The organism is Leifsonia stereocauli, from assembly GCF_038432415.1.
Classification (GTDB): Bacteria; Actinomycetota; Actinomycetes; order Actinomycetales; family Microbacteriaceae; genus Orlajensenia; species Orlajensenia stereocauli.
On sequence record NZ_JBCAUN010000002.1, the window covers coordinates 271,981 to 293,086 of the forward strand.

Consider the following 21,106-nt stretch of genomic DNA (forward strand, 5'->3'; position numbering starts at 1 on the left):
CGCGACTCTTGAATGTTAGTCGGAGACTTGCGGAAAGCAGTTCACCGGCGCCGCCAGTCAATCGATCGGGCCCAGTGCCTCGCCCTCATCGAAGTCGAGGGCGATGGCCGGGATCGACGCCGTGAGCAGGGAGCCGTCAGCGCGACGCTGGCCTCGGACGTCGTCCATCGTCGGGGTTCCGACGAGCCTCGCGCCCTGGTGCGAAAGCGGCACGGTCACTGGGCTCTGGGCGCTCACGAAGACCTTCTGACCACGCACGGTGAGGCGGAACGAGTCGCCCTCCTCGATCGTGAATGTGACGGATTCGCGTTCGAGATCGACACGGATGCGGTTCTCGCGCAGCGTCAGTCTGAACTGCAGGGATTCCCAGTTGTCTGGCAGGCGCGGGTCGAAGGTGAACTCGCCCCGGTGGTCGCGGAAGCCTCCGAAGCCGTAGACCAGCGCGTTCCAGATGCCGCCCGTCGACGCCACGTGGATGCCGTCGGCGGTGTTGGAGTGCAGGTCGAGCAGGTCGACGAACAGGGCGGAGTTGAAGTAGTCCGTCGCGAGCTTTCCGTAACCGACCTCGGCCGCGATGATCGACTGCACGACGGCCGAGAGGGTGGAGTCGCCGGTGGTCAGCGGGTCGTAGTACATGAAGTTGGCGCGCTTCTGCTCGAGCGTGAACTCGTTGCCCTGAAGGAGCAGGGCGAGCACCACGTCGGCCTGCTTCAGCACCTGGAACCGGTAGATGACGAGCGGGTGGTAGTGCAGCAGCAACGGGCGGTGGCTGGGCGGCGTGAGGTCGAGATCCCAGATCTCCTTCTGCAGGAAGGCCTCGTCCTGCGGGTGGATGCCGAGGTTCTCGTCGAACGGGATGTGCATCCGCTGAGCGGCCCTGGCCCATTCTTCCGCCTCGCCGTCCTGCACCTCGAGGCGCTTGACCACCTGGGCGTAGGCGCTGGGGTCCTCCTTGGCGAGAACGCGCAGTGAGGTCGCGGCCGCGTCGAGGTTGGCCCGCGCCATGACGTTCGTGTAGAGGTTGTCGTTCACGACGGTCGTGTACTCGTCGGGGCCCGTGACGCCGTGGATGTGGAAGACATCGTCGCCGTTGCCGCGCCAGAAGCCGAGGTCGGCCCACATGCGGGCGGTCTCGACGAGGATGTCGATGGCTCCCCGGTTGAGGAAGTCCTGATCGCCCGTGGCGGAGACGTACTGGCAGAGCGCATGGGAGATGTCGGCGTCGATGTGGTACTGCGCGGTGCTGGCGGCGTAGTAGGCGCTCGATTCGAGGCCGTTGATGGTGCGCCACGGGAACAGCGCCCCGCGCACGTTGAGCTCGAGGGCTCGCGCTCGGGCGGCGTCCAGCATCCGTTGCCGGAATCGCAGGGCATTGCGCGCGACGACTGGGGACGTGTACGTGAGGGCGGGCAGCACGTAGATCTCGCTGTCCCAGAAGTAGTGGCCGCCGTAGCCGGTTCCGCTGACTCCCTTGGCCGCGATGCCGCCGCCGTCGGTGCGCGCGCTGGCCTGGGCGAGCTGGAACAGGTTCCAGCGCACGGCCTGCTGCAGCTCGGGCTGGCCGCCGATGACGACGTCGGTGCGCTTCCAGTACGCGTCGAGCCAGAGGCGCTGCTGGCGGAACAGCTCGGGACCGCCGACCTCGAGAGCACTGTCGAGCGTGCGGTCGCAGCGATCGGCGAGCTCGCGCACGGGCACGGTGCTGGCCGTGTGGTAGCTGACGAGCTTGGTGAGGCGCACCCTGTGGCCCTGCTTGGCGTGGATCCGGTAGATGCGCTTGGCGAGGTCGTCTTCGAGGGTGGTGGTCGAGGTGTACTCGTCGACGGTGGTGATCTGGTGATCGGCGGCGACGGAGATCGTCATGCCCGAGTTGGTGCAGCGGTAGGCGAGCAGCAGGCGGTCGGCCTCCTCGCGCTTGATGCGCGGCTGCAGCACCCTGTCGGTGAAGAGGTCGGCCTTGCGCGGGTCGAAGCCCTCAGCGGTGCCGTGCACGTTGGATCTGTACTCGTCGCGGCCGTCCTGGCGGTTCAGGATCTGGCTCGACAGGGTGATGGAGGCGTCCGAGTCGAGGAGGGTGACCTCGTACGTCACCACGGCGAGGTGGCGGTCGGTGAAGCTCACCATGCGGCGCGAGGTGATGAGCACGCGCTTGCCCGCCGGCGTGCGCCAGACGAGTTCGCGCTCGAGCACGCCGCTGGCGAAGTCGAGGCGGCGCTCGTAGGACAGCACGTCGGCCTCGGTGAGCACGAGTGGCTCGTCGTCGACGTAGAGGCGGATGATCTTCGCGTCGGGCGCGTTCACGATGGTCTGGCCGACGCGCGCGAAGCCGTAGGCCTCTTCGGCGTGACGGATGGGCCAGGTCTCGTGGAAGCCGTTCACGAAGGTGCCGTGCACGTGGCCGTCGCGGCCCTCCTCGACGTTGCCGCGCAGGCCGAGGTAGCCGTTGCCCACCGAGAAGATCGTCTCGGTGCGCCCCATGTCGGCGGAGTCGAATGCCGTCTCGACCAGCGCCCACTCGTCGAGGGGGTGACGGATGCGGTCGATCGGGTCGGCGTCGAGGATCTTCACTTGCTCTCCTTGTGGTTCACGGCGTCCGTGATCTCGTCGTTCTGCTCGGTGCGCTTGGCGACGGCGTCGATCAGCTCGTCGAGTTCCTCCACGACGACGTCGGCTCCGGCATCCTGCAGCACCTTGCGTCCGACGCCGCGATCGACGCCGATGACGAGCCCGAAGGCTCCGCGGGCACCGGACTGCACTCCTGAGACGGCGTCTTCTACGACCGCGCACTCGAGCACGGTGAGACCGAGCGCGTTCGCCGCATGTATATAGGTATCGGGCGCCGGCTTGCCGGGCAGGCCGAGGCCGGCGGCGACGTTGCCGTCGACGACGATCTCGAAGCGGTCGGCGATGCCGGCCGCCGCGAGGACCGCCGGCGCGTTCTTGGAGCTCGAGACCACGGCGACCTCGTAGCCGTCGGCGATGACGGCCTCGAGGAACGTGAGCGAGGCGGGATAGGCGGCAACGCCCTCCTCGGTGATGGTGTCGTTGAAGACGGTGTTCTTGCGGTTGCCCAGACCCCAGACCGTGTCGTCTGCGGGGTCGGCATCCGGAGTCCCGGGTTCGAGCTCGATGCCGCGGGAGGCGAGCAGGTCGCGCACGCCGTCGAAGCGCGGCTTGCCGTCGATGTGGTCGAAGTAGTCCTGCTCGACGTAGGGCTCGGCGCCGTGGCTCTCGAGGTAAGGGGTGAACAGCCGCGCCCAGGCGTGCATGTGCACCTCGGCGGTCGGCGTGAGCACGCCGTCGAGGTCGAACAGGAAGGCACGGATGTCTCGTCCGTGCAGCAGGTCGGGTGGAGTTTCTTCAGTGGTGTCCGTCATGCGGGCCCCCATCTCGGCTTCAGTGAAGTAGTGAGCGAGAAAGGGTCCCCGTCGACCCCTGCTGTACGGGAACGAGCCTATTGCGCATTCGCCGGGGGATGCGAGCACGGGCGGCGTTTCCATTCGTGCGCATTCGAGCGGATGACCTGATCAGGGCGCGCACGGATGCGGCTCTCATCGAGATGACGCGAATCGACCTTCACGGCGCATTCGAAGGTCGATTCGCGTCACATCGGCGCCAGTGCGCTACGGCCGGCCGGCCGATCGGCCTCAAATGGCTTCTGGCGGGAGAAAATGATAATGTCACTGGGTTGGTTCGCCCTCGGGTGTGACCAAGCGTGCGCGAGTGGCGGAATTGGCAGACGCGCTGGCTTCAGGTGCCAGTACTCGCAAGGGTGTGGGGGTTCAAGTCCCCCCTCGCGCACCAGATGTGCTGAAAGGCCGGATCCTCAGGGATCCGGCCTTTTCTCGTGCCGGGCACCGAAGGGCCGTCTTCGTGCGCGCCGCAGCGTCGTGCGCTGCTCGACGGGTGCTCAGTACGAGGGGCCGCCGAAAGCATCCGTTCCGGGGATCCACCGGGTCGCGAGGGCTTCGGATCCTCGGGCGAGGAGCGCGACGTCCGCGCCGACCAGGATGAAGGAGGCACCGGCTTCGGCATAGGCGTCGGCGACCGCCGGATCGAAGGCGTTGACGCCGACGGGCTTTCCCGCGGCTCGCACGGCGTCGAACGTGCGGCGCACGGATGTTGTCACGTCGGGATGCGCCTGCTGACCGAGCAGGCCCATCGAGGCGGCGAGATCCGAGGGTCCGACGAACACCCCGTCGATCCCGTCGACTCCGGCGATGTCGGCGGCGTTGTCCACGCCCTCCGCCGTCTCGATCTGCACGAGGAGCGAGACGTGGTCTTCGGCGTTCTGGAGGTAGCCGTCGACACGATTCCATCGACCAGAGCGTGCGAGCGCTGACCCCACGCCGCGCCTGCCCCGCGGCGGGTAGTGCACGGCCTCGACGAGTGCCTGCGCCTCGGCAGCCGTGGAGACCATCGGCACGAGGAGCGTCTGCGCACCGAGGTCGAGCACCTGCTTGATCGTGACGACGTCGCCGACGGGCACGCGCACGACCGGAGTGATCGGGTAGGAGGCGACGGCCTGCAGCTGCGCGAGGACCGAATCGAGGCCGTTCGGCGAGTGCTCCATGTCGATGAGCATCCAGTCCAGCCCAGAACCCGCGCAGATCTCAGCCACGAGGGCTGATCCCGAACAAGCCCAGATTCCCGCCAGCGGACGAGATGCGCCGGCGAGATCGTGGCGCAGGGTGGGCTTCAGACGAAGTGACATGTGATCGATCCCATCGGTCCGTAGTCGCACAGCACGACATCTCCGCGCGACACCCACATGGGACGCGTGAAGGATCCCGCCAGGATGATCTCCCCGGCCTCGAGTCTGCTGCCGTGCTGGTGGAACTTGTTCGCGAGCCACGCCACACCGGTGGCCGGGTGGTCGAGCACGCCGGCGGCGACCCCCGTCTCGGTGATCTCGCCGTTGCGGTACAGGAGCGCAGGAACCCAGCGCAGGTCGATCTCGTCGGGCCGCTTGCGCACCTCGCCGAGGACCATGCCCCCGTAGGCGGCGTTGTCGGAGATCGTGTCGACGATGGTTCGACCCTCGAGCTCGATGTGCGAGTTGAGGATCTCCAGCGCGGGGACGGCGTAGTCGATCGCCGCCAGGGCGTCGTCGAGAGTGCAGTCGGGCCCTTCGAGAGCCGCCTTCAACACGAACGCGAGTTCGACCTCGACGCGCACGTTGGAGAACTGGTCGACGGGGATCTCCGCTCCGCTGGCGTAGACGGTGTCGTCGAACATGACGCCGTAGTCCGGTTCGGTGATGCCCGTGGCTTCCTGCATCGCCTTCGAGGTCAGTCCGATCTTCCGGCCGATGAGCATCCGCCCGGCCCCGATGTTCTTGTCGCGCCAGACCCCTTGGATCGCATACGAGTCCTCGACGGTGGCCTCGGGATGCCGCGCGGTGATGCGCGGGATCACGCTGTGCGTGCGGTCGGCCTCGGCGAGTTCGTCCGCGATCTCCGCGATGGTCTCTGGCTGCAGCATCCGATTCTCCTCCGTGGGCACGCTATCGGGCGGTCAGAGCTGATGGCCGAGCTTGTACTCGCCCTGTTTCCACTCGGGCAGGGATGCCTCGGCTTCGTCGGGGCGCGTGTACGAGAAGCCGTCGGCTCCGATGGTGACGGCCATCTCGGATGTGTCAGTGCGGGCCACCACGGGCTGCGGGTTGCCATCGAGATCGAGCACGAGGGAGGCCTCCGTGTACCAGGACGGCACCACGGGGTTTCCCCACCAGTCGCGCCTCTGGTTGTCGTGCACGTCCCAGGTGATCACCGGGTTGTCGGGATCGCCCGTGTAGTAGTCCTGCGTGTAGATCTCGACCCTGTGGCCGTCGGGGTCGCGGAGGTAGAGGTAGAAGGCGTTGGAGACGCCGTGGCGTCCCGGCCCGCGTTCGATCGCATCCGAGCGACGCAGGGCTCCGAGCTTGTCGCAGATCGCGAGGATGTTGTGCTTCTCGTGCGTCGCGAACGCGACGTGATGCATCCGTGGTCCGTCGCCGCCGGTCATGGCGGTGTCGTGCACTGTGGGCTTCCGGCGCATCCACGCGGCGTAGACGGTGCCTTCATCGTCCTGGATGTCCTCGGTCACGCGGAAACCGAGGTCCTGCATGAACTTGACTGCTCGGGGAACATCGGGGGTCACCTGGTTGAAGTGGTCGAGGCGCACCAGTTCGCCGGGGGTGTGCAGGTCGTAACGCCATGACAGACGCTCGACGTGCTCCGTCTGGAAGAAGAACTCGTACGGGAAGCCGAGCGGATCCTCGACTCGGACGGAATCGCCGATCCCCTTGACGAAGCCCTCGGCACGGCGCTCGATCCGGCATCCGAGTTCCGAGTAATAGGCGACGGCCTTGTCGAGGTCCTCGGCTGCGCGCACGCGATAGGAGAACGCGGCGACGGCGGCGACGGTGCCCTGCCGGAGCACCAGGTTGTGGTGGATGAACTCCTCAGTCGAACGCAGGTAGACGGCATCGGAGTCCTCCTCCGTCACGTGCAGCCCGAGCACGTCGACGTAGAACTGGCGTGATGCGGCGAGGTCGGTCACGACGAGTTCCATGTAGGCGCAGCGCAGGATGTCCGGCGGGGACGACTGGGGGGTCGCGACGGGATTGTCCGTCTCGATGGGGGCTTCCTGTGACACGAAGAAGCCCGAGGAGGTGAGCGTCTTGGCGGTCTTGTCAGTCATGTCAGCGTCCTTGCCGGTGATGTGGGATGAAGTGGGGATGCGGCTGCGTTCGGCGGCTAGTGCTTGCCGAAGGTCGGGTTGTGGACGTCGCCGAGGGTGATGTGCACGGCCTGCTGGTCGGTGTAGAAGTCGATCGAGCGATAGCCGCCCTCGTGCCCGAGGCCCGAGGCCTTGACGCCGCCGAAGGGGGTGCGAAGGTCACGGACGTTGTTCGAGTTGAGCCAGACCATGCCGGCCTGCACGGCTTGAGAGAAGTTGTGGGCACGCTTGAGGTCGTTCGTCCAGATATAGGCCGCCAGCCCGTACTTCGTGTCGTTCGCAAGCGCGAGTGCCTCCTCGTCGGTGTCGAACGGCGTGATCGCGACGACGGGTCCGAAGATCTCCTCCTGGAAGATGCGAGCGTCGGCGGGCACGTCGGCGAACACCGTCGGGGCGACGAAGTTCCCGAACTCGAAGCCCTCCGGCTGTCCGCCCCCGGCGACGAGGCGCCCCTCGCTCTTGCCGATCTCGACATAGCCCATGACCTTGTCGAAGTGCTCGGGATGCACGAGCGCCCCGACCTCCGTGGCCGGGTCGTGGGGATAGCCGACCTTCACACGCTTCGCCTGCGCTGCGTAGCGCTCGACGAACTCGTCGTAGACGTCACGCTGGACCAGGATTCGGGATCCAGCCGTGCAGCGCTCGCCGTTCAGGGAGAAGACGCCGAAGATCGTCGCGTCCACCGCAGCTTCCAGGTCGGCGTCCGCGAAGACGACCGCGGGGCTCTTCCCTCCGAGCTCCATCGAGAGCCCCTTGAGGAACGGCGCGGCGTTGCCGAAGATGATCTGGCCGGTTCGGCTCTCGCCCGTGAACGAGATGAGCGGCACGTCGGGGTGCTTCACGAGCGCGTCGCCGGCGTCCTCGCCGAGGCCGTTGACGAGATTGAAGACCCCCTTCGGCAGGCCGGCCTCCTCGAAGATGCCCGCCCACAGCGATGCGGACAGCGGGGTGAACTCAGCGGGCTTCAGTACGGCCGTGTTTCCGCTGGCCAGGGCGGGACCCAGCTTCCACGATTCGAGCATGAAGGGCGTGTTCCACGGGGTGATGAGCCCCGCGACGCCGATCGGTTTGCGGTTGACGTAGTTGATCTGTCGGCCGGGAACCTTGAAGGTGTCGTCGGCCTGCGCGACGATCAGGTCGGCGAAGAACCGGAAGTTCTCCGCTGCCCGGCGTGCCTGGCCGAGAGCCTGCGTGATCGGCAGCCCCGAGTCGAAGGATTCGAGCTCGGCCAGCCTGGCATCGCGCAGCTCGACGAGGTCGGCGATGCGGTGCAGGATCCGAGATCGTTCGCGCGGCAGCATCCGAGGCCACGGGCCCTCCGTGAAGGCCCGGGTGGCTGCGGCGACAGCGAGGTCGATGTCTGCCTTCTTGCCGGCAGCGGCTTGGACGTACACCTCGTTCGAGACGGGCTCGAGCACGTCGAAGGTGTCGCCATCGACAGAATCGACGAACTCCCCGTCGATGTAGTGCTGGATGCGTGTTGGCAGATCGGCCGGCACATGGCGCTGGTCCAGCGCCGGGCTTGTCTCGGTCATGGTTTCTCCAATGGGTGATTCAGAATGCCGGCAGGCCGAGGGCCTCGTCAGGGTGCTCGTGGATCATGTAGGCGTCCAGCGTGGCGGAACGGTGCCTGCGGGCCATCTTCTCGATCTCACCGAGCGGAGCGCCCGTCTCGATCAGCACGAGGATGTTCTCGTGTTCGCGCACCGACTCCTGAGCTCGGCCGGGCACGAAGCTGAAGGTCGAGTCACGGAGGTGACCGAGGCGAGCCCACTCCGACTCCACGAGTTCGAGCATGCGCGGATTGGCGCACTTGGCGAACAGAACGGAATGGAACTGCTGGTTGAGCGAGGTGAACGCACGCGGCTCGAACTCGTCGAGACGTCCGATCATGAGCTCGTTGATCTGTCGAGCCCGACGGACGTCGTCAGCGGTCAACCGGCGCGCGGCCAGCGCTGTCGCAGTCCCTTCGAGGATGCTGAGAGCCTGCATGCTGAATCGATACTGCGTGTCGTCGACCATCGATACGTGTGCGCCGACGTTGCGCTCGAAGGTCACGAGGCCTTCCGCCTCGAGCTGACGGATCGCCTCCCGGACCGGGACGACGCTCATGTTCAGCTCGCCCGCGATCGTTCCGAGGACCAAGCGGTATCCGGGAGTGAACTCGTGGTTGGTGATGCGTTCGCGGACCCACCGGTAGGCGAGTTGCGACTTGCTGAGCGTGGTGGTGTCGGTCATCTCGCACCCGTCTCGGATTCATAGCGGGCACGCCATTCGGCGTTGAGCGGGAACAGGCCGTCGACTGGATTGCCCTCGGCGACACGGGCGGCGATCCAGGCGTCCTCGTCCTCCTGCGCCAGGGCCGCGTCGGCGACCTCCTCGGCGATGCCCGGCGGGATGACGATCACGCCGTCGCCATCGCCGACGATGATGTCGCCGGGCTGGACGGTGGTTCCGCCGCAGGCGATCGTGACGTCGACGTCCCACGGGACGTGCTTTCGCCCCAGCACGGCGGGATGGGCTCCCGCGGAGTAGACGGGTATGCCGACCGCGCTGACGGCGTCGGCGTCCCGTACTCCTCCATCGGTGACGATTCCCGCCGCTGCGCGCGCATGGGCGCGCAGGGCGAGGATGTCGCCGAGGGTTCCGGAGCACGACTCGCCGCGAGCCTCGATGACGATCACCTCACCCTCCGCGACAGCATCGAAGGCGCGCTTCTGGGCGTTGTATCCACCGCCGTGCGAGACGAAGAGGTCCTCACGATTGGGAACGAACCGGAGGGTCTTCGCCGTCCCGATGAGTTTCACACCGGGGTGCAGAGGGCGCACGCCGTCGATCGTCACGTTGTTCAGGCCGCGTTTGCGCAACTGCTGGGAGAGCCCGGCAACCGGTACCCTCTCGAGCTTCGCCCGCAAGGTCGGAGCGAGTCTGACGGATGCATCCGGAAGCCCGGCGCGTTCTCGCGACCCCCACGCCTCCTCGCGCTGGGTGTCGTCAACGGCCGGGAGTGAGCCGAGAGAGCTGTCGAATGCCGGCTGTTCAGCCTGAGTGACCGTCGTCGTCAGCCGTCCGGAGGACGCGCCCGAACCCGGAGAGTCGACTTCGACCTCCACGGTGTCGCCAGGGACGATGACCGACGAGCCCGCCGGCGTTCCGGTGAGAATGACGTCGCCCCGCTCCAGGGTGAAGTGCTGCGACAGGTCGGCGACGAACTGGGCGAGCGGGAACAGGAGACCTGCTGTCGAGTCCTCCTGGACGAGTTCACCGTTGACCCACGTGCGGAGCCGCAGGGAGGACGGATCCACGGTGCGGGCGTCGATCATCCTCGGGCCGATCGGGGTGAACCCGTCGCCGCCCTTCGACCGGACATTGGAGCCCTTGTCGTTCGCGCGCAGGTCGTAGAGGCCGAGATCGTTCGAGGCGGTCACCCAGCCCACATGGCTCCACGCAGCCTCCTGGTCCACGCGCCGGGCTTCCGTCCCGATGACGAGTGCGATCTCCCCCTCGAAAGCGAGCAGCTCGGTGCCGACGGGGCGTTCGACCGTGCCGCCCGAACCAGCGAGCGAGCTCGAGGGCTTGAAGAAGTAGGAGGGCGCGGACGGGCGACGGCCGCGCTGTTCGGCACGCGAGACGTAACTGAGGTGCACCGCGATGATCTTGCCGGGACGGCAGGGGAGCGCGGCGAATCGGGGATCGGTGGGCTCCGCCCCGGTCTCGTTCTCGATGGTCATGAGCTCCCTCGCCCTTGCGTCGTATTCGAAATCGTATATGATCATGGGTGTTCGAGCAAGCACCGCGTCACACCGATTGCGGCCGGTTCGAGCGTAGACAGAGCCGTCGAACTGACACAGGAGTCACCCCGGATGAGCGCACCACAGCCAGAAGGATTCACCGCAACCGGAACGATCGCGGTCCAGGCGGACCGGCGCCGCGTCGTCTTCGCGACGATCGTCGGCACGACCGTCGAGTGGTACGACTTCTTCATCTATGCCACAGCGGTCGGCCTCGTCTTCGGCCAGCTCTTCTTCGCGCCGCTGGGAACCGACAGCACCATCCTCGCCTTCGCGACAGTCGGTGTGAGCTTCCTGTTCCGCCCGCTCGGTGCCTTCCTGGCAGGTCACTTCGGGGACAAGTACGGACGCAAGGTGGTGCTGATGTGGACGCTGATCCTGATGGGCGCGTCGACCGCCCTGATCGGCCTGCTCCCCACCTACGAGACGATCGGAATCGCTGCGCCGATCCTGCTCGTCCTCCTGCGCATCCTGCAGGGCATCTCCGCTGGAGGCGAGTGGGGCGGCGCCGTTCTGATGGCGGTCGAGCACGCGCCCCGCAAGCGGCGCGGAGTCTTCGGTGCGTCTCCGCAGATCGGAGTTCCGCTCGGACTGCTGCTCGCATCGGGCGTCATGGCCTTGATGACGATCATCGCTCCCGGCGACGCGTTCCTCCAGTGGGGCTGGCGCGTTCCGTTCCTGTTGAGCGTCGTGCTGATCCTGGTGGGCTACTACGTGCGTCGGAAGGTGGAGGAGAGCCCGGTGTTCACCGAGCTCGCCGAGCGAAAGGAGAAGGCGCAGATGCCGATCGTGCAGCTGTTCAAGAAGCACGCCCTCCTCGTCGTCATCGCCGCACTCGTGTTCGCCGGCAACAACGCCGTCGGGTACATGACCACGGGCGGTTACATCCAGGGGTACGCCACCAACCCCGACGGGCCGCTCGCGTTCGAGCGCGGGCCGGTTCTCTGGGCCGTGACGGGATCCGCCGTGACGTGGCTGCTGTCCACACTCTTCGCCGGGTGGGTGTCCGACCGGATCGGGCGCCGCACGACGTATGTCATCGGCTGGATCCTGCAATTGATCGGTGTGTTCACTCTGTTCCCCCTGGTCAACAGCGGCAACATCGGACTCCTCTTCGCCGGCCTCGCGATCCTGACGATCGGGCTCGGCTTCACGTACGGTCCGCAGGCGGCGCTGTACACGGAGCTCTTCCCCGCCTCGATTCGCTTCTCAGGCGTCTCCATCTCGTACGCCATCGGCGCGATCGTGGGTGGCGCCTTCGCCCCGACCATCGCAACGGCGCTCGTGCAGGCGACCGGCAGCACCCTGTCCGTCACCTGGTACCTCGCAGGGATGACCGTGATCGGACTGATCGCGACGCTCCTCCTTCGCGACCGGAGTGGAATCCCCCTCGGTCCGGACCACGAGGCCGAGCAGTCGGTCAGTCCGATCCGTGGCCTCGTCCGCGCGTAGTCCTCGAGGAGCTAAGGAATCAGCATGCAGTTCCACCATCACGGCTACGTTTCGGGCGATCCGCGCATCGCGGCGCCCGAGGGCGCGGGTATCGATCGTCCGAGCGAGATCCCCGACGAGATCGACGTGCTGATCGTCGGGTCGGGACCCGCGGGGATGCTTCTGGCGGCCCAGATGTCGTCCTTCCCGGGGGTCGCAACGCGCATCATCGAGCGGCGCGCGGGGAGGCTCCCCCTCGGACAGGCTGACGGAATCCAGCCACGGAGCGTCGAGACCTTCCAGGCTTTCGGGTTCGCGGAGCGGATCGTGGCCGAGGCCTACAACATCGGCTACATGAACTTCTGGAACCCCGATCCGGAGAACCCGCAGAACATCGTCCGCACCAGCCGGACCGAGGACTACGGGTACAAGATCAGCGAGTTCCCGCACCTCATCGTCAATCAGGCGCGCGTACTCGACTACTTCGCCGAAGCAGCAGCGAATGGTCCCGGGCGTATCGAGCCCGACTACGGCATCGAGTTCCTTGCGCTCACCGTGCACGAGGAGGGCGAGTACCCCGTGGAGGTACGCCTCCGATACGTCGCAGGCGAGCGCACAGGCGAGGAGCGCACCATCCGGACCAGGTATGTCGCCGGGTGCGACGGGGCGCGCAGCGGCGTCCGCGAGGCGATCGGACGGAAACACATCGGTGGCGCCTCATTGCACGCGTGGGGCGTCATGGACGTGATGGTCAACACCGACTTCCCCGATTGGCGCACCAAATGCGCCATCAACGCGGTGGCGGGCAACATCCTGCACATCCCACGCGAGGGCGGTTACCTGTCCCGCGTCTACGTCGATCTCGGCGCCGTGGCCGAGGATGATGATCACCGCGTTCGGCTCACCTCCATCGATGAGATCATCCGCAGGGCGAACGACATCCTGCACCCCTACACGCTCGACGTGAAGGAGGTCGCCTGGCACAGCGTCTACGAGGTCGGCCACCGGGTCACCGATAAGTTCGACGACGTTCCGGATGGCTCGGAGCGCGCCCCCCGCGTCTTCCTCACCGGAGACGCCTGCCACACCCACAGCGCGAAGGCCGGACAGGGCATGAACGTGTCGATGCAGGACGGCTTCAACCTCGGCTGGAAGCTCGGCGCCGTGCTCACCGGCCGGAGCCCAGACACCCTGCTGGCCACCTACTCGGCAGAACGGCTGCCGGTGGCACAGCAGCTCATCGATTTCGACCGCGAGTGGTCGTCTCTCATGGCACGCAAGCCCGAAGAGATCTCCGACCCGCAGGATCTGGCGACCTACTACCTCGCGACGGCGGAGTTCCCGTCCGGGTTCATGACGCGATACGGGCAGTCCGTGATCGTCGGGGAGGCCGCGCATCAATCGCTCGCCGACGGGTTCCCCATCGGAAAACGCTTCAAGTCGTCCGAGGTCGCGCTCGTGGCTGACGGTAACGCCGTGCACCTCGGCCACCACGCGAAGGCGGACGGGCGGTGGCGCCTGTACGCGTTCGCGGATGCACCCAGCGCGGGAGAACCCTCGGCGCTCGAGTCCTGGGCGGAATGGATCTCGTCCTCGGCTGAGTCGCCGGTGGTCAGGTACACGTCCCCGAATCAGGACATCGATGCCGTCTTCGATGTGAAGGTGATCTACCAGCAGCGGTTCGAGGATGTCGACATCTCTCGCGTGCCGGCGGCATTCAGGCCGCAGACGGGACCGCTCGGACTCACCGACTGGGAGAAGGTCTTCGCTGCGGCGCCGAGCGCGTGGACGAGCACCGACATCTACGAGGAGCGCGGACTGTCGCGGGACGGCGTCGTCGTGGTCGTGCGTCCTGATCAGTACGTCGCCGCGGTCCTCCCCCTCTCGGCGACCGACGCGTTGGCCGACTTCTTCGTGCAGTCGATGGTTCCGGCGCGCTGAGCCGCACCGCACCGCGCGGGGCGACGCCCGCACTCAGGAGTTCACGCGGATGATCTCCTGTTGATAGGGCGCGATGACCTCGCCCGAGATCCGGCAGTCCAGGAGGAGGAAACGTCGATCGGATGACGGCGTGACCGCCCACTGCCGCAGAGCGTCGAGGTCGTCGAGAGTGCGCACCACGACCCCGTCGGCACCCACCGACCGCGCCAGGCCCGCGAAATCGACCTCGGGAATCAGCATCGGTCCCCGGGCGAGGCCCTTCAGGCCGTAGAGATTGATCTCGGCTCCGTAGGCGGCGTCGTTCCAGACCACGGCGAGGCCGCGCCCACCGGCCACGCGCACCGCCGACTCCAGGTCGGCCAATGCCATCAATCCGCCGCCGTCGCCGGTCGTGAGGACGATGGTGGAGTCCGGTTTCGCCAGCGCCGCCCCAGGCACCGAGGGGAATCCCAGGCCGATCGACTGGTAGGCGGTTCCGATCATCAGCATGCGATCGGGGGAGGCCACGGGCCAGTACATGTTCGCCCAGCCGATGAAGTGGCCTCCGTCGGAGACCACGACGCGGTCCCGTGTCGAATCGCTGCCCTCGAGGATCTCGCCGATCCCCACAGCGACAGCGCGCGGGTCGAGACGACCATCGACAGCGCTGGGGTCACCGGGTTCCTGCGCTCGCAGTGGGACGAGGTCGATCGACTCCCGCCAACCGGACGGGGACGCATCCGCCGCCGCGACACGATCCGCGAGACCGGCCGCCACGACGGCGGCATCGCCACGGATGAACCCCCCGACGTGCGGGTGGGTCGCTGCCGGTGCCGTGTCGACCTGGTACACGCGGGTACCGGGGTCGAAGAGCTCGCCGAACCGCATCGTGAACTGATTGAGGCCCGCACCGAAGACGACGGCGACGTCAGCCGTCCGGATCAGCTCCATCGCCCCAGCAGCACCGAAGCCCCCGACGACGCCGAGGTCGAACTCCGTGCTGGGGAAGACACCCCGTCCGAGTGCTGTGGATGCCGTGATCGCGCCGGTCGCATCCGCGAGGCGTCCCAGGGCGTCGCCGGCGCCGGCGATCCAGGCGCCGCGTCCGGCGAGGAGAAACGGCCGCCGTGCCATCCCGAGTGTGCCGGCGAGCTGGTCGATGGCGGCGCGGGCGAAAGCTGACGGGGCGGCGGGGACGGGCAGGTGGGGCGCCTGCGCGGCAGGAACCGGCCCGGCGTCGAGTCGAGCGACGTCGTACGGGATCGCCAACACCGTGGGCACACGGTACGACAGTGCGTGCTCGATCGCGATGACGGTGGTCGCCGCTGCATCCGTTCGGCCCACCGTGTACGTGCGCGCACCGACAGCGGATGCCAACGCGATCTGGTCCACATCCCATGGCCGTGGACCCGAGGTCGGCTCGTCTCCGACGACGAGGACGAGGGGGACGTGCGCCTGAACGGCCTCGGCCAACGCGGTGAGGGTGTTGGTGAACCCGGCACCGTAGGTCGCTGTCGCGGCGGCGAGCCCGCCGCCTGCGCGGTGGTACGCGTCGGCCGCCACCACTCCGCCGGCCTCATGCCGCACGGCCGTGAACGACACGTCCGTCGAGCGCTCGAGTGCGTCGAGGAAGTACGCGTTGCCGTTGCCCATCACGCCGAAGACGTGATCGATGTGGGCAGCGAGTGCTTGGGCTACGTGAGCGGACACAGTGGACATGGGAGACCTCCCGGCAGACGAACGGACGTGTGGATGCCGTATGTGTCTCGCCGGTTCCCAGCGACTGCGCTGGGAGGCTGCGTGCCCTTTTTTCGGGCACCGGCTGCTCGAGGGGCCTGCCGGACGCTCCGAGTATACGCATCACCCGTCACGCAGGATGCTCCGCCCTGCTGACGCGGGGCGGAGCATCCCTCCGGTGCCGGTGCCGGTGCCGGTGCGGGTGCACCGGCTGCTCGAGCGGCTACTGCTGCACGGTGCGGCCGATGCGCAGGTCTCCGGTGAGCCGGATGTCATCAGACGACGAGCCGACGAACAGGGGCACGTCACCCGACGGCGTGCGCCACCTGTCGCGGTCCACGTCCCAGAACGACAGCGACTCGGCACTGAGCGTGACAGTCACCTTCTTGCGCTCGCCCGGCTGCAGGTCCACCTGCGCCCAGCCCGCGAGCGCCTTGGCGGCCGTCGGCACCTCCCTGGTCGGGAGGGGACCGACGTAGACCTGAACGGTCTCGCGACCGGCGACCGAGCCGCTGTTGCGCACGGTGACGTCGACCTTCAGCTGCTTGCCGACTCCGTTCTTCCCCTTGACCGTCGAGGTCTTCAGCTTCGAGTAGTCGAAGCTCGTGTACGACAGGCCATGGCCGAAGGCGTACTGCGGGGTGATGCCGTACTCTTCGTAGCCGCGATAGCCCACGAAGATCCCCTCGGAGAACTGCTGGTCGAGCCCGACGCCGGGGAACTGCTCCGGAGAGCTCACCGGAGTGCTGGCCTCGTCGGTCGGCACCGTGATGGGCAGCTTCCCGGACGGGTTCACGTCTCCGAACAGGATGTTCGCGATGGCGTTGCCCTGCTCCTGGCCGCCGTACCAGGCCTGCAGGATGGCCGGAACACCGGCCTCCCAGCTGCTGGTCTCGACGCCAGCGCCCGAGGTGACCACCACGACGGTGTTGGGGTTCGCTGCGGCGACCTGGCGGATGACCTCCTCCTGGCCGTTGGGAAGGTTCAGGTTCGGCCGGTCACCGCCCTCGGAGGAGTAGTCACGGACGACGACGACCGCCGCCTGCGCGTTCCGGGCCAGGTCGGCCGCGGCCAGCGCCTGCGGTGCCACAACACCATCGGGCGGAACCCACCCGAGCTTGAACACCGGTCCGTTGTCCGTCGCGCTGGGCGCGTCGTTCACGTTCTCGGCGCGCAGTTCGTGCACGCTTCCGGCCGTCAGGTCGACGTCGACCGACGTCTCCTGCGGTGTGGTCGACGGTGCCGTCTGGATGATCGGTGCCCCGTCGAGGTAGAGCGTGGACGACCCCGTCGCGACGATGGACAGCTCGTAGCTGCCATCCACCGGGGCCGTCAGGGATCCGGTCCAGCGGATGGAGGAGTTCCCGTTCACCGACTGCGGCTGCGCCGGGAAGTGCGGCGAGGCGGCGTTGAAACCGCTGAACAGGAAGAAGCCTCCGTAGATGCCGGCGTAGGGATCCGTGCGGTCCAGCTCCGGGGTCCCCGAGAAGTCCAGGTTCAGGAAGTACTCCGCGCGCAGACCGTTCCCCGTCCCTGTCGCAGGGGTGAGGAAGTCCGACGGGATCGGATCCGGACCCGGAACCAAGGCGGCCGAGGTCACCGGATCGGATCCGGCGACGTGGTTCACGGTGACGCCGCTGCCGGCTCTGGCCTGGATGCCCTCGAGCGGGCTGACGGTGTAGGTCGGCTTGACCTGGGAGCTGCCCCCGCCCTGCACGACGGTGTCGGCATCCGCTCCGATGACAGCGATCGACCCGACCCGCCCCGTGAGGGGCAGGGCACCATCGTCGTTCTTCAACAGCACCATGGCCTGTTCGGCGATCGAGCGCGCTTCAGCGCCGTGCTCGGCTTCTGGAAGCGGCTGGATCACCGGCGGGTTGTCGAACAACCCGAGGGCGAACATGGGCCTGAGGATGCGCGTGACAGCATCGTCGATGCGCGACATCGGAACCTGACCGGCGTTCACGGCATCGATCAGAGGCCCGCAGAAGAAGCAGGTCCCGGGTTGCTGGTCCGGCCTGAAGTTGCCGGGCATCTCCTGGTCGAGGCCGTTGAGGACCGCGGGGACGGTGCTGTGGGTGGCGCCGTAGTCGCTCATCACCCAGCCCTGGAACTTCAACTGCTCCTTCAGGATCTTGTTGAGGAGTTCCCCGTTCTCGCACGCCTGCACGCCGTTCACGGCGTTGAAGGCGCACATCGCCGATCCGGGGTGGCCGTCTCGGATGCCGATCGCGTACGGGCGGGTGTAGATCTCCTGCAGCGCTCTCTCGTCGATCACGGCGTTGCCGCCGGCCAGGCGATTGGTCTCCTGGGTGTACACGTTGTAGTGCTTGATGTCGCCGACGACGGGATTGGACTGGATTCCGCGGAGGTTTGCTGCCCCCATGGTCCCGCTCAGCAGGGGGTCCTCGCCGTACGCCTCGAAGGCGCGACCCGCTTGCGCCACCCGGGCGATGTCCACCGCCGGGGAGAGAAGCACGTTGTGCCCGGTGTCGAACGCCTCGGATCCGGCGAGGTCGCCGTACTGCTCGCCCAGCTGGGCGTTCCAGGTGGCCGCGAGAGCCAAGGGGGACGGGAGTTGGGTGGAGCGCTGGCCATTCACGTCCGGGTTCGCGATGCGCGTGCCGGCCGGCCCGTCGGCCATGGTCAGGGCCGGGATTCCGAGTCGATCGATGGGGGCGTTGTAGAACCCGAAAAAGTTGTTGATCTCCCCGTGCAGCATGTCGACCTTCTCCTCGAGGGTCATCTGCCGCAGCAGCGCCGCAGCACGGCGCTTGTCGGAGGTGGAGCTGTCCCACCAGTTGCCCGGCGGGAAGGCGTAGGCCTCGGCGGCGAGGAGTTGGTCGGCCGTGGCCGCCTCGCCGCCCGGGTCGTCATTTGCTGCGCCGGCGACGGTTGGAGACGCCAGCAGCAGCGCTGTCGACGCGGCCGCGATGAGCATCAGCCGCCGGCGCCCTTGCCGACGGATCGTTGATGAATGCATGTCAGACTCCCGACTTCATTGCCGCTGTCGTCCGCAATGCAATGTCGGGAGTGCCTCGCGTCGTGGGGGTCTGGAAGGACGGCTACGTTGCGATGCCTTCACACACGGGCTTGATTGGACCGCCATTCCACCCCCATTCGGGGGGCGACGTCAAGGGGGCGATGAACCTTTCTCCGGGATTCTCATAGAGGTCTCACCGGTCGCGTGTCGCGGAAGGTTCAGTGCCGCCGTCAGCTCGGGCGGTGCCGCGGGCTCGGCGGGCGACGGCGCTCCCAGGCGTCGGTGATGTGGGTGCGCATGGCCGCCTCGGCGGCGGCCGGGTCGCCGGCCTCGATGGCCGCGAAGACGTTGACGTGCTCGTCGAGGGTGAGCTCGAGCTCACTGTGCAGGCTGAAGCGGGCACTCGAGCGTGCCTGGTGGAAGAGCGTCTTGACGATGTTGTCGGCGAGGCGGTTGTCGGTCATCTCGCCGACGACGGCGTGGAACACGACGTCGGCCTGGTTGAACGCGGGCTCGTCGCCGATGGTGTCACGCATGAGCTGCAGGGCATCGCGGAGAGCTGAGAGCTGGGTCTCGGTGCGCACCTGGGCGGCATCGCGGGCGATGAGGGCCTCGAGGGTGGCCCGCACCATGCTCAGGTCATCGAGCACTCCGAGTGTCTCGTCATTGGCGACGAGCGCCGAGAGCACCGTGGCGTCGATCATGTTCCACGACTCGATGGGCAGCACGCGGGTGCCGCGGCCCTGGGCTACGGCAACGAGTCCCTTCTCCTCGAGGCGCTTCACCGACTCGCGGATGACCGTGCGGCTCACGCCGAACTGCTCGCAGAGCACGGCCTCGGGCGGGAGTGATGAGCCGGGCTCGATGTCGCCGCGCACGATGGCGTCGACGAGGTCGGAGACGACGGTGACGCCGAGGCGGGGGCTGCGCGTTCGGGCCGCGATGGTCGGCACGAACGCGGATCCGCGTTCAGCGGGGACTGTCGTCTCAGCGTGCATGGCCACAGCCTACCCACCACGACGTCACACCTATGATGACCATTTCTCAAGCCTACTTGATGCTTTGGTAACATGTATGATGTAATCACTCTTGGCCCTGCCAGGGTGCTTTAGTCGTCAGAGAAGCCGACCAGAACAGGATGCTTTCAATGTCACAGCAATCGTCCTCCCGACGCCGAGTCACTCGGCTGATGTCCGTGGCCGCCGCAGCGGCAGCCGGACTCCTCGTCCTCAGCGGCTGCTCGCCGGCCGCCTCGGGCGGCGACAGCAACAGCGAGTACGGCTTCACGCCCGCCGAGCAGGTGAAGGACAGCGAGATCACCGTGTGGGTCGACGCCTCCCGTGAGCCCGCTGTCACCGCCTTCGAGAAGAAGTATCCGGACATCAAGATCAAGTACGAGACCTACGACGGCTCAGCCGGCGGCAGCGGATCGTTCCAGAGCAAGATCACCCTCATGGACCAGGCCGGGGAGGGTTGGCCCGACGTGGTCTTCTCCACCCAGCAGAACGACGCGATCTGGGCGTCGAAGCAGACCACCAACGGCGAGCAGGGCTTCGCTGCACCGCTCAACAAGGGCTTCCTCGACCAGGACTTCCTCGACGGATTCGCCCAGGGCTCGCTCGACTACGCCACGATCGACGGCACCACCTACGCGCTCCGCAACGACCTCGCGCAGACGGTCTTCTACTACAACCAGACGTTGCTCGACCAGTTCGGCTACGAGGTGCCGACCACGTGGGAGGAGTACGGAGAGCTCGGAGACAAGCTCGCCGCCGAGCACCCCGGATACATCCTGGGCAGCATGGGCGACAGCTTCATGACCTACGTCTACTACGGCGGCAGCGAGTCTCCCGTGTTCCAGTCGCCCGAGTCCGGGGTCTTCCACTCCGACACGGCTGACAAGAACTCCGAGGGCATCTCGAAGATCATCGACGGCATGCTCGCCAATGGCACGCTCGTTCAGGACAGCTTCTTCAGCGCCGACTTCGCGGCGAAGTACGCCGACAAGCTCGTGGGCGTCCCCGGACCGGTCTGGTACACCGGCGCCATCTTCCAGGGCGGACTCAAGACCCCGGCCGGCCAGATCGGCGTCGCTCCCGCACTCAAGTGGGACGGCGGCGAGGTCGCCGCAGGCAACGTCGGCGGTGGCGAGTGGTACGCGTCGAGCCACTCGAAGAACCTCGATGCAGTGAAGACGTTCCTCGAGTTCGTCACCAGTGCCGACGAGTTCCAGGTCGACGCGTCGTCGGGCTACCCGGCCTACACGGCCGCAGCCTCCAAGTGGCTCGACAAGCAGGCCGAGGCGAAGTACTTCGTCAACGACGACTTCACGACTGTGATGACGGATGCCGCCACGCAGATCTGGGACGGCTGGAACGTCACGAGCTGGAGCCCCGAGACCGCGTGGGCCAAGATCGTGATCCCCGGCATCGCCGCGGGCAAGACGGTCGAGTCCCTGCTGCCGGAATGGCAGAAGGAACTCGAGAACGAGGCCACGGTCAACGGATACACGGTCAAGTAA

At 67.1% G+C, this 21,106-nt stretch carries 14 protein-coding genes and 1 tRNA gene; 4 read left to right on the forward strand and 11 right to left on the reverse strand.

The genetic code is table 11. The features are described from left to right. Positions 1–57: 57 nt before the first annotated feature. Together AADV74_RS10220 and AADV74_RS10225 are read right to left on the reverse strand one after the other, a co-directional pair. The gene (locus AADV74_RS10220; RefSeq protein WP_342113685.1) at positions 58–2,568 is read right to left on the reverse strand and encodes a glycoside hydrolase family 65 protein; all 2,511 of its coding nucleotides are present in this window, start codon (positions 2,566–2,568) and stop codon (positions 58–60) included. Beyond that, positions 2,565–3,377, reverse strand: a complete 813-nt coding sequence (locus AADV74_RS10225; RefSeq protein ID WP_342113687.1) for an HAD family hydrolase — start codon at positions 3,375–3,377, stop codon at positions 2,565–2,567. The genes AADV74_RS10220 and AADV74_RS10225 overlap by 4 nt, the downstream gene beginning before the upstream one ends. A gap of 340 nt (positions 3,378–3,717) precedes the next feature. Here AADV74_RS10225 and AADV74_RS10230 point away from each other — a divergent pair. Further along, positions 3,718–3,804 (forward strand) — tRNA-Leu (locus tag AADV74_RS10230). A gap of 106 nt (positions 3,805–3,910) precedes the next feature. Here AADV74_RS10230 and AADV74_RS10235 read toward each other — a convergent pair. From AADV74_RS10235 to AADV74_RS10260, 6 genes are read right to left on the reverse strand one after another with little or no spacing between them, the layout of a single operon-like run. Then, positions 3,911–4,714 carry an HpcH/HpaI aldolase family protein gene (locus AADV74_RS10235; RefSeq protein ID WP_342113688.1) on the reverse strand — a complete coding sequence of 268 codons (804 nt, stop codon included), beginning with the start codon at positions 4,712–4,714 and terminating at the stop codon, positions 3,911–3,913. Then, positions 4,699–5,484, reverse strand: coding sequence for an FAA hydrolase family protein (locus AADV74_RS10240; RefSeq protein WP_342113689.1), 786 nt, complete (start codon positions 5,482–5,484; stop codon positions 4,699–4,701). The genes AADV74_RS10235 and AADV74_RS10240 overlap by 16 nt, the downstream gene beginning before the upstream one ends. Positions 5,485–5,517: 33 nt before the next feature. Next, a complete protein-coding gene (hpaD, locus tag AADV74_RS10245; RefSeq protein WP_342113691.1) occupies positions 5,518–6,684 on the reverse strand; it encodes a 3,4-dihydroxyphenylacetate 2,3-dioxygenase in 1,167 nt (388 codons plus the stop codon). A 56-nt stretch (positions 6,685–6,740) separates the two neighbouring features. Continuing rightward, entirely contained in the window at positions 6,741–8,258 is a 1,518-nt protein-coding gene (gene hpaE, locus AADV74_RS10250) for a 5-carboxymethyl-2-hydroxymuconate semialdehyde dehydrogenase (protein ID WP_342113693.1), read from the reverse strand. Between the two features lie 19 nt (positions 8,259–8,277). After that, entirely contained in the window at positions 8,278–8,961 is a 684-nt protein-coding gene (locus AADV74_RS10255) for a GntR family transcriptional regulator (RefSeq protein WP_342113696.1), read from the reverse strand. Continuing rightward, a complete protein-coding gene (locus AADV74_RS10260; protein WP_342113698.1) occupies positions 8,958–10,454 on the reverse strand; it encodes a fumarylacetoacetate hydrolase family protein in 1,497 nt (498 codons plus the stop codon). Before AADV74_RS10260 ends, AADV74_RS10255 begins: the two co-directional genes overlap by 4 nt. Before the next feature lie 132 nt (positions 10,455–10,586). Here AADV74_RS10260 and AADV74_RS10265 point away from each other — a divergent pair, with 132 nt between their 5' ends. Next, on the forward strand, positions 10,587–11,966 hold the full coding sequence (locus AADV74_RS10265; RefSeq protein WP_342113700.1) for an MFS transporter: 1,380 nt from the start codon (positions 10,587–10,589) through the stop codon (positions 11,964–11,966). 24 nt (positions 11,967–11,990) lie between these two features. Then, a complete protein-coding gene (locus AADV74_RS10270) occupies positions 11,991–13,886 on the forward strand; it encodes an FAD-dependent monooxygenase (RefSeq protein WP_342113702.1) in 1,896 nt (631 codons plus the stop codon). Positions 13,887–13,919: 33 nt separating this feature from the next. Here the strand turns inward: AADV74_RS10270 and AADV74_RS10275 are convergent, their stop codons facing one another. The 3 genes from AADV74_RS10275 to AADV74_RS10285 form a co-directional block, all read right to left on the reverse strand. Then, positions 13,920–15,584: a thiamine pyrophosphate-binding protein gene (locus AADV74_RS10275; protein WP_342113704.1), complete on the reverse strand. Its 1,665-nt coding sequence runs from the start codon at positions 15,582–15,584 to the stop codon at positions 13,920–13,922. A 241-nt stretch (positions 15,585–15,825) separates the two neighbouring features. Next, positions 15,826–18,585, reverse strand: coding sequence for a beta-glucosidase H (locus tag AADV74_RS10280; RefSeq protein ID WP_342113706.1), 2,760 nt, complete (start codon positions 18,583–18,585; stop codon positions 15,826–15,828). 230 nt (positions 18,586–18,815) lie between these two features. Further along, positions 18,816–19,583 (reverse strand): FadR/GntR family transcriptional regulator, encoded by a 768-nt coding sequence (locus AADV74_RS10285; RefSeq protein WP_342113709.1) that lies wholly within the window; start codon positions 19,581–19,583, stop codon positions 18,816–18,818. Positions 19,584–19,774: 191 nt separating this feature from the next. Between AADV74_RS10285 and AADV74_RS10290 the strand changes: the two genes are divergently transcribed. Beyond that, entirely contained in the window at positions 19,775–21,106 is a 1,332-nt protein-coding gene (locus AADV74_RS10290) for an ABC transporter substrate-binding protein (protein WP_342113711.1), read from the forward strand.

Coding starts and splice junctions, on each gene's coding strand:
- AADV74_RS10225 (WP_342113687.1), bottom strand. CDS start 3,377: ATGACGGACACCACTGAAGAAACTCCACCCGACCTGCTGCACGGACGA.
- AADV74_RS10235 (WP_342113688.1), bottom strand. CDS start 4,714: ATGTCACTTCGTCTGAAGCCCACCCTGCGCCACGATCTCGCCGGCGCA.
- AADV74_RS10240 (WP_342113689.1), bottom strand. CDS start 5,484: ATGCTGCAGCCAGAGACCATCGCGGAGATCGCGGACGAACTCGCCGAG.
- hpaD (WP_342113691.1), bottom strand. CDS start 6,684: ATGACTGACAAGACCGCCAAGACGCTCACCTCCTCGGGCTTCTTCGTG.
- hpaE (WP_342113693.1), bottom strand. CDS start 8,258: ATGACCGAGACAAGCCCGGCGCTGGACCAGCGCCATGTGCCGGCCGAT.
- AADV74_RS10255 (WP_342113696.1), bottom strand. CDS start 8,961: ATGACCGACACCACCACGCTCAGCAAGTCGCAACTCGCCTACCGGTGG.
- AADV74_RS10260 (WP_342113698.1), bottom strand. CDS start 10,454: ATGACCATCGAGAACGAGACCGGGGCGGAGCCCACCGATCCCCGATTC.
- AADV74_RS10265 (WP_342113700.1), top strand. CDS start 10,587: ATGAGCGCACCACAGCCAGAAGGATTCACCGCAACCGGAACGATCGCG.
- AADV74_RS10270 (WP_342113702.1), top strand. CDS start 11,991: ATGCAGTTCCACCATCACGGCTACGTTTCGGGCGATCCGCGCATCGCG.
- AADV74_RS10275 (WP_342113704.1), bottom strand. CDS start 15,584: ATGTCCACTGTGTCCGCTCACGTAGCCCAAGCACTCGCTGCCCACATC.
- AADV74_RS10280 (WP_342113706.1), bottom strand. CDS start 18,585: ATGCATTCATCAACGATCCGTCGGCAAGGGCGCCGGCGGCTGATGCTC.
- AADV74_RS10285 (WP_342113709.1), bottom strand. CDS start 19,583: ATGCACGCTGAGACGACAGTCCCCGCTGAACGCGGATCCGCGTTCGTG.
- AADV74_RS10290 (WP_342113711.1), top strand. CDS start 19,775: ATGTCCGTGGCCGCCGCAGCGGCAGCCGGACTCCTCGTCCTCAGCGGC.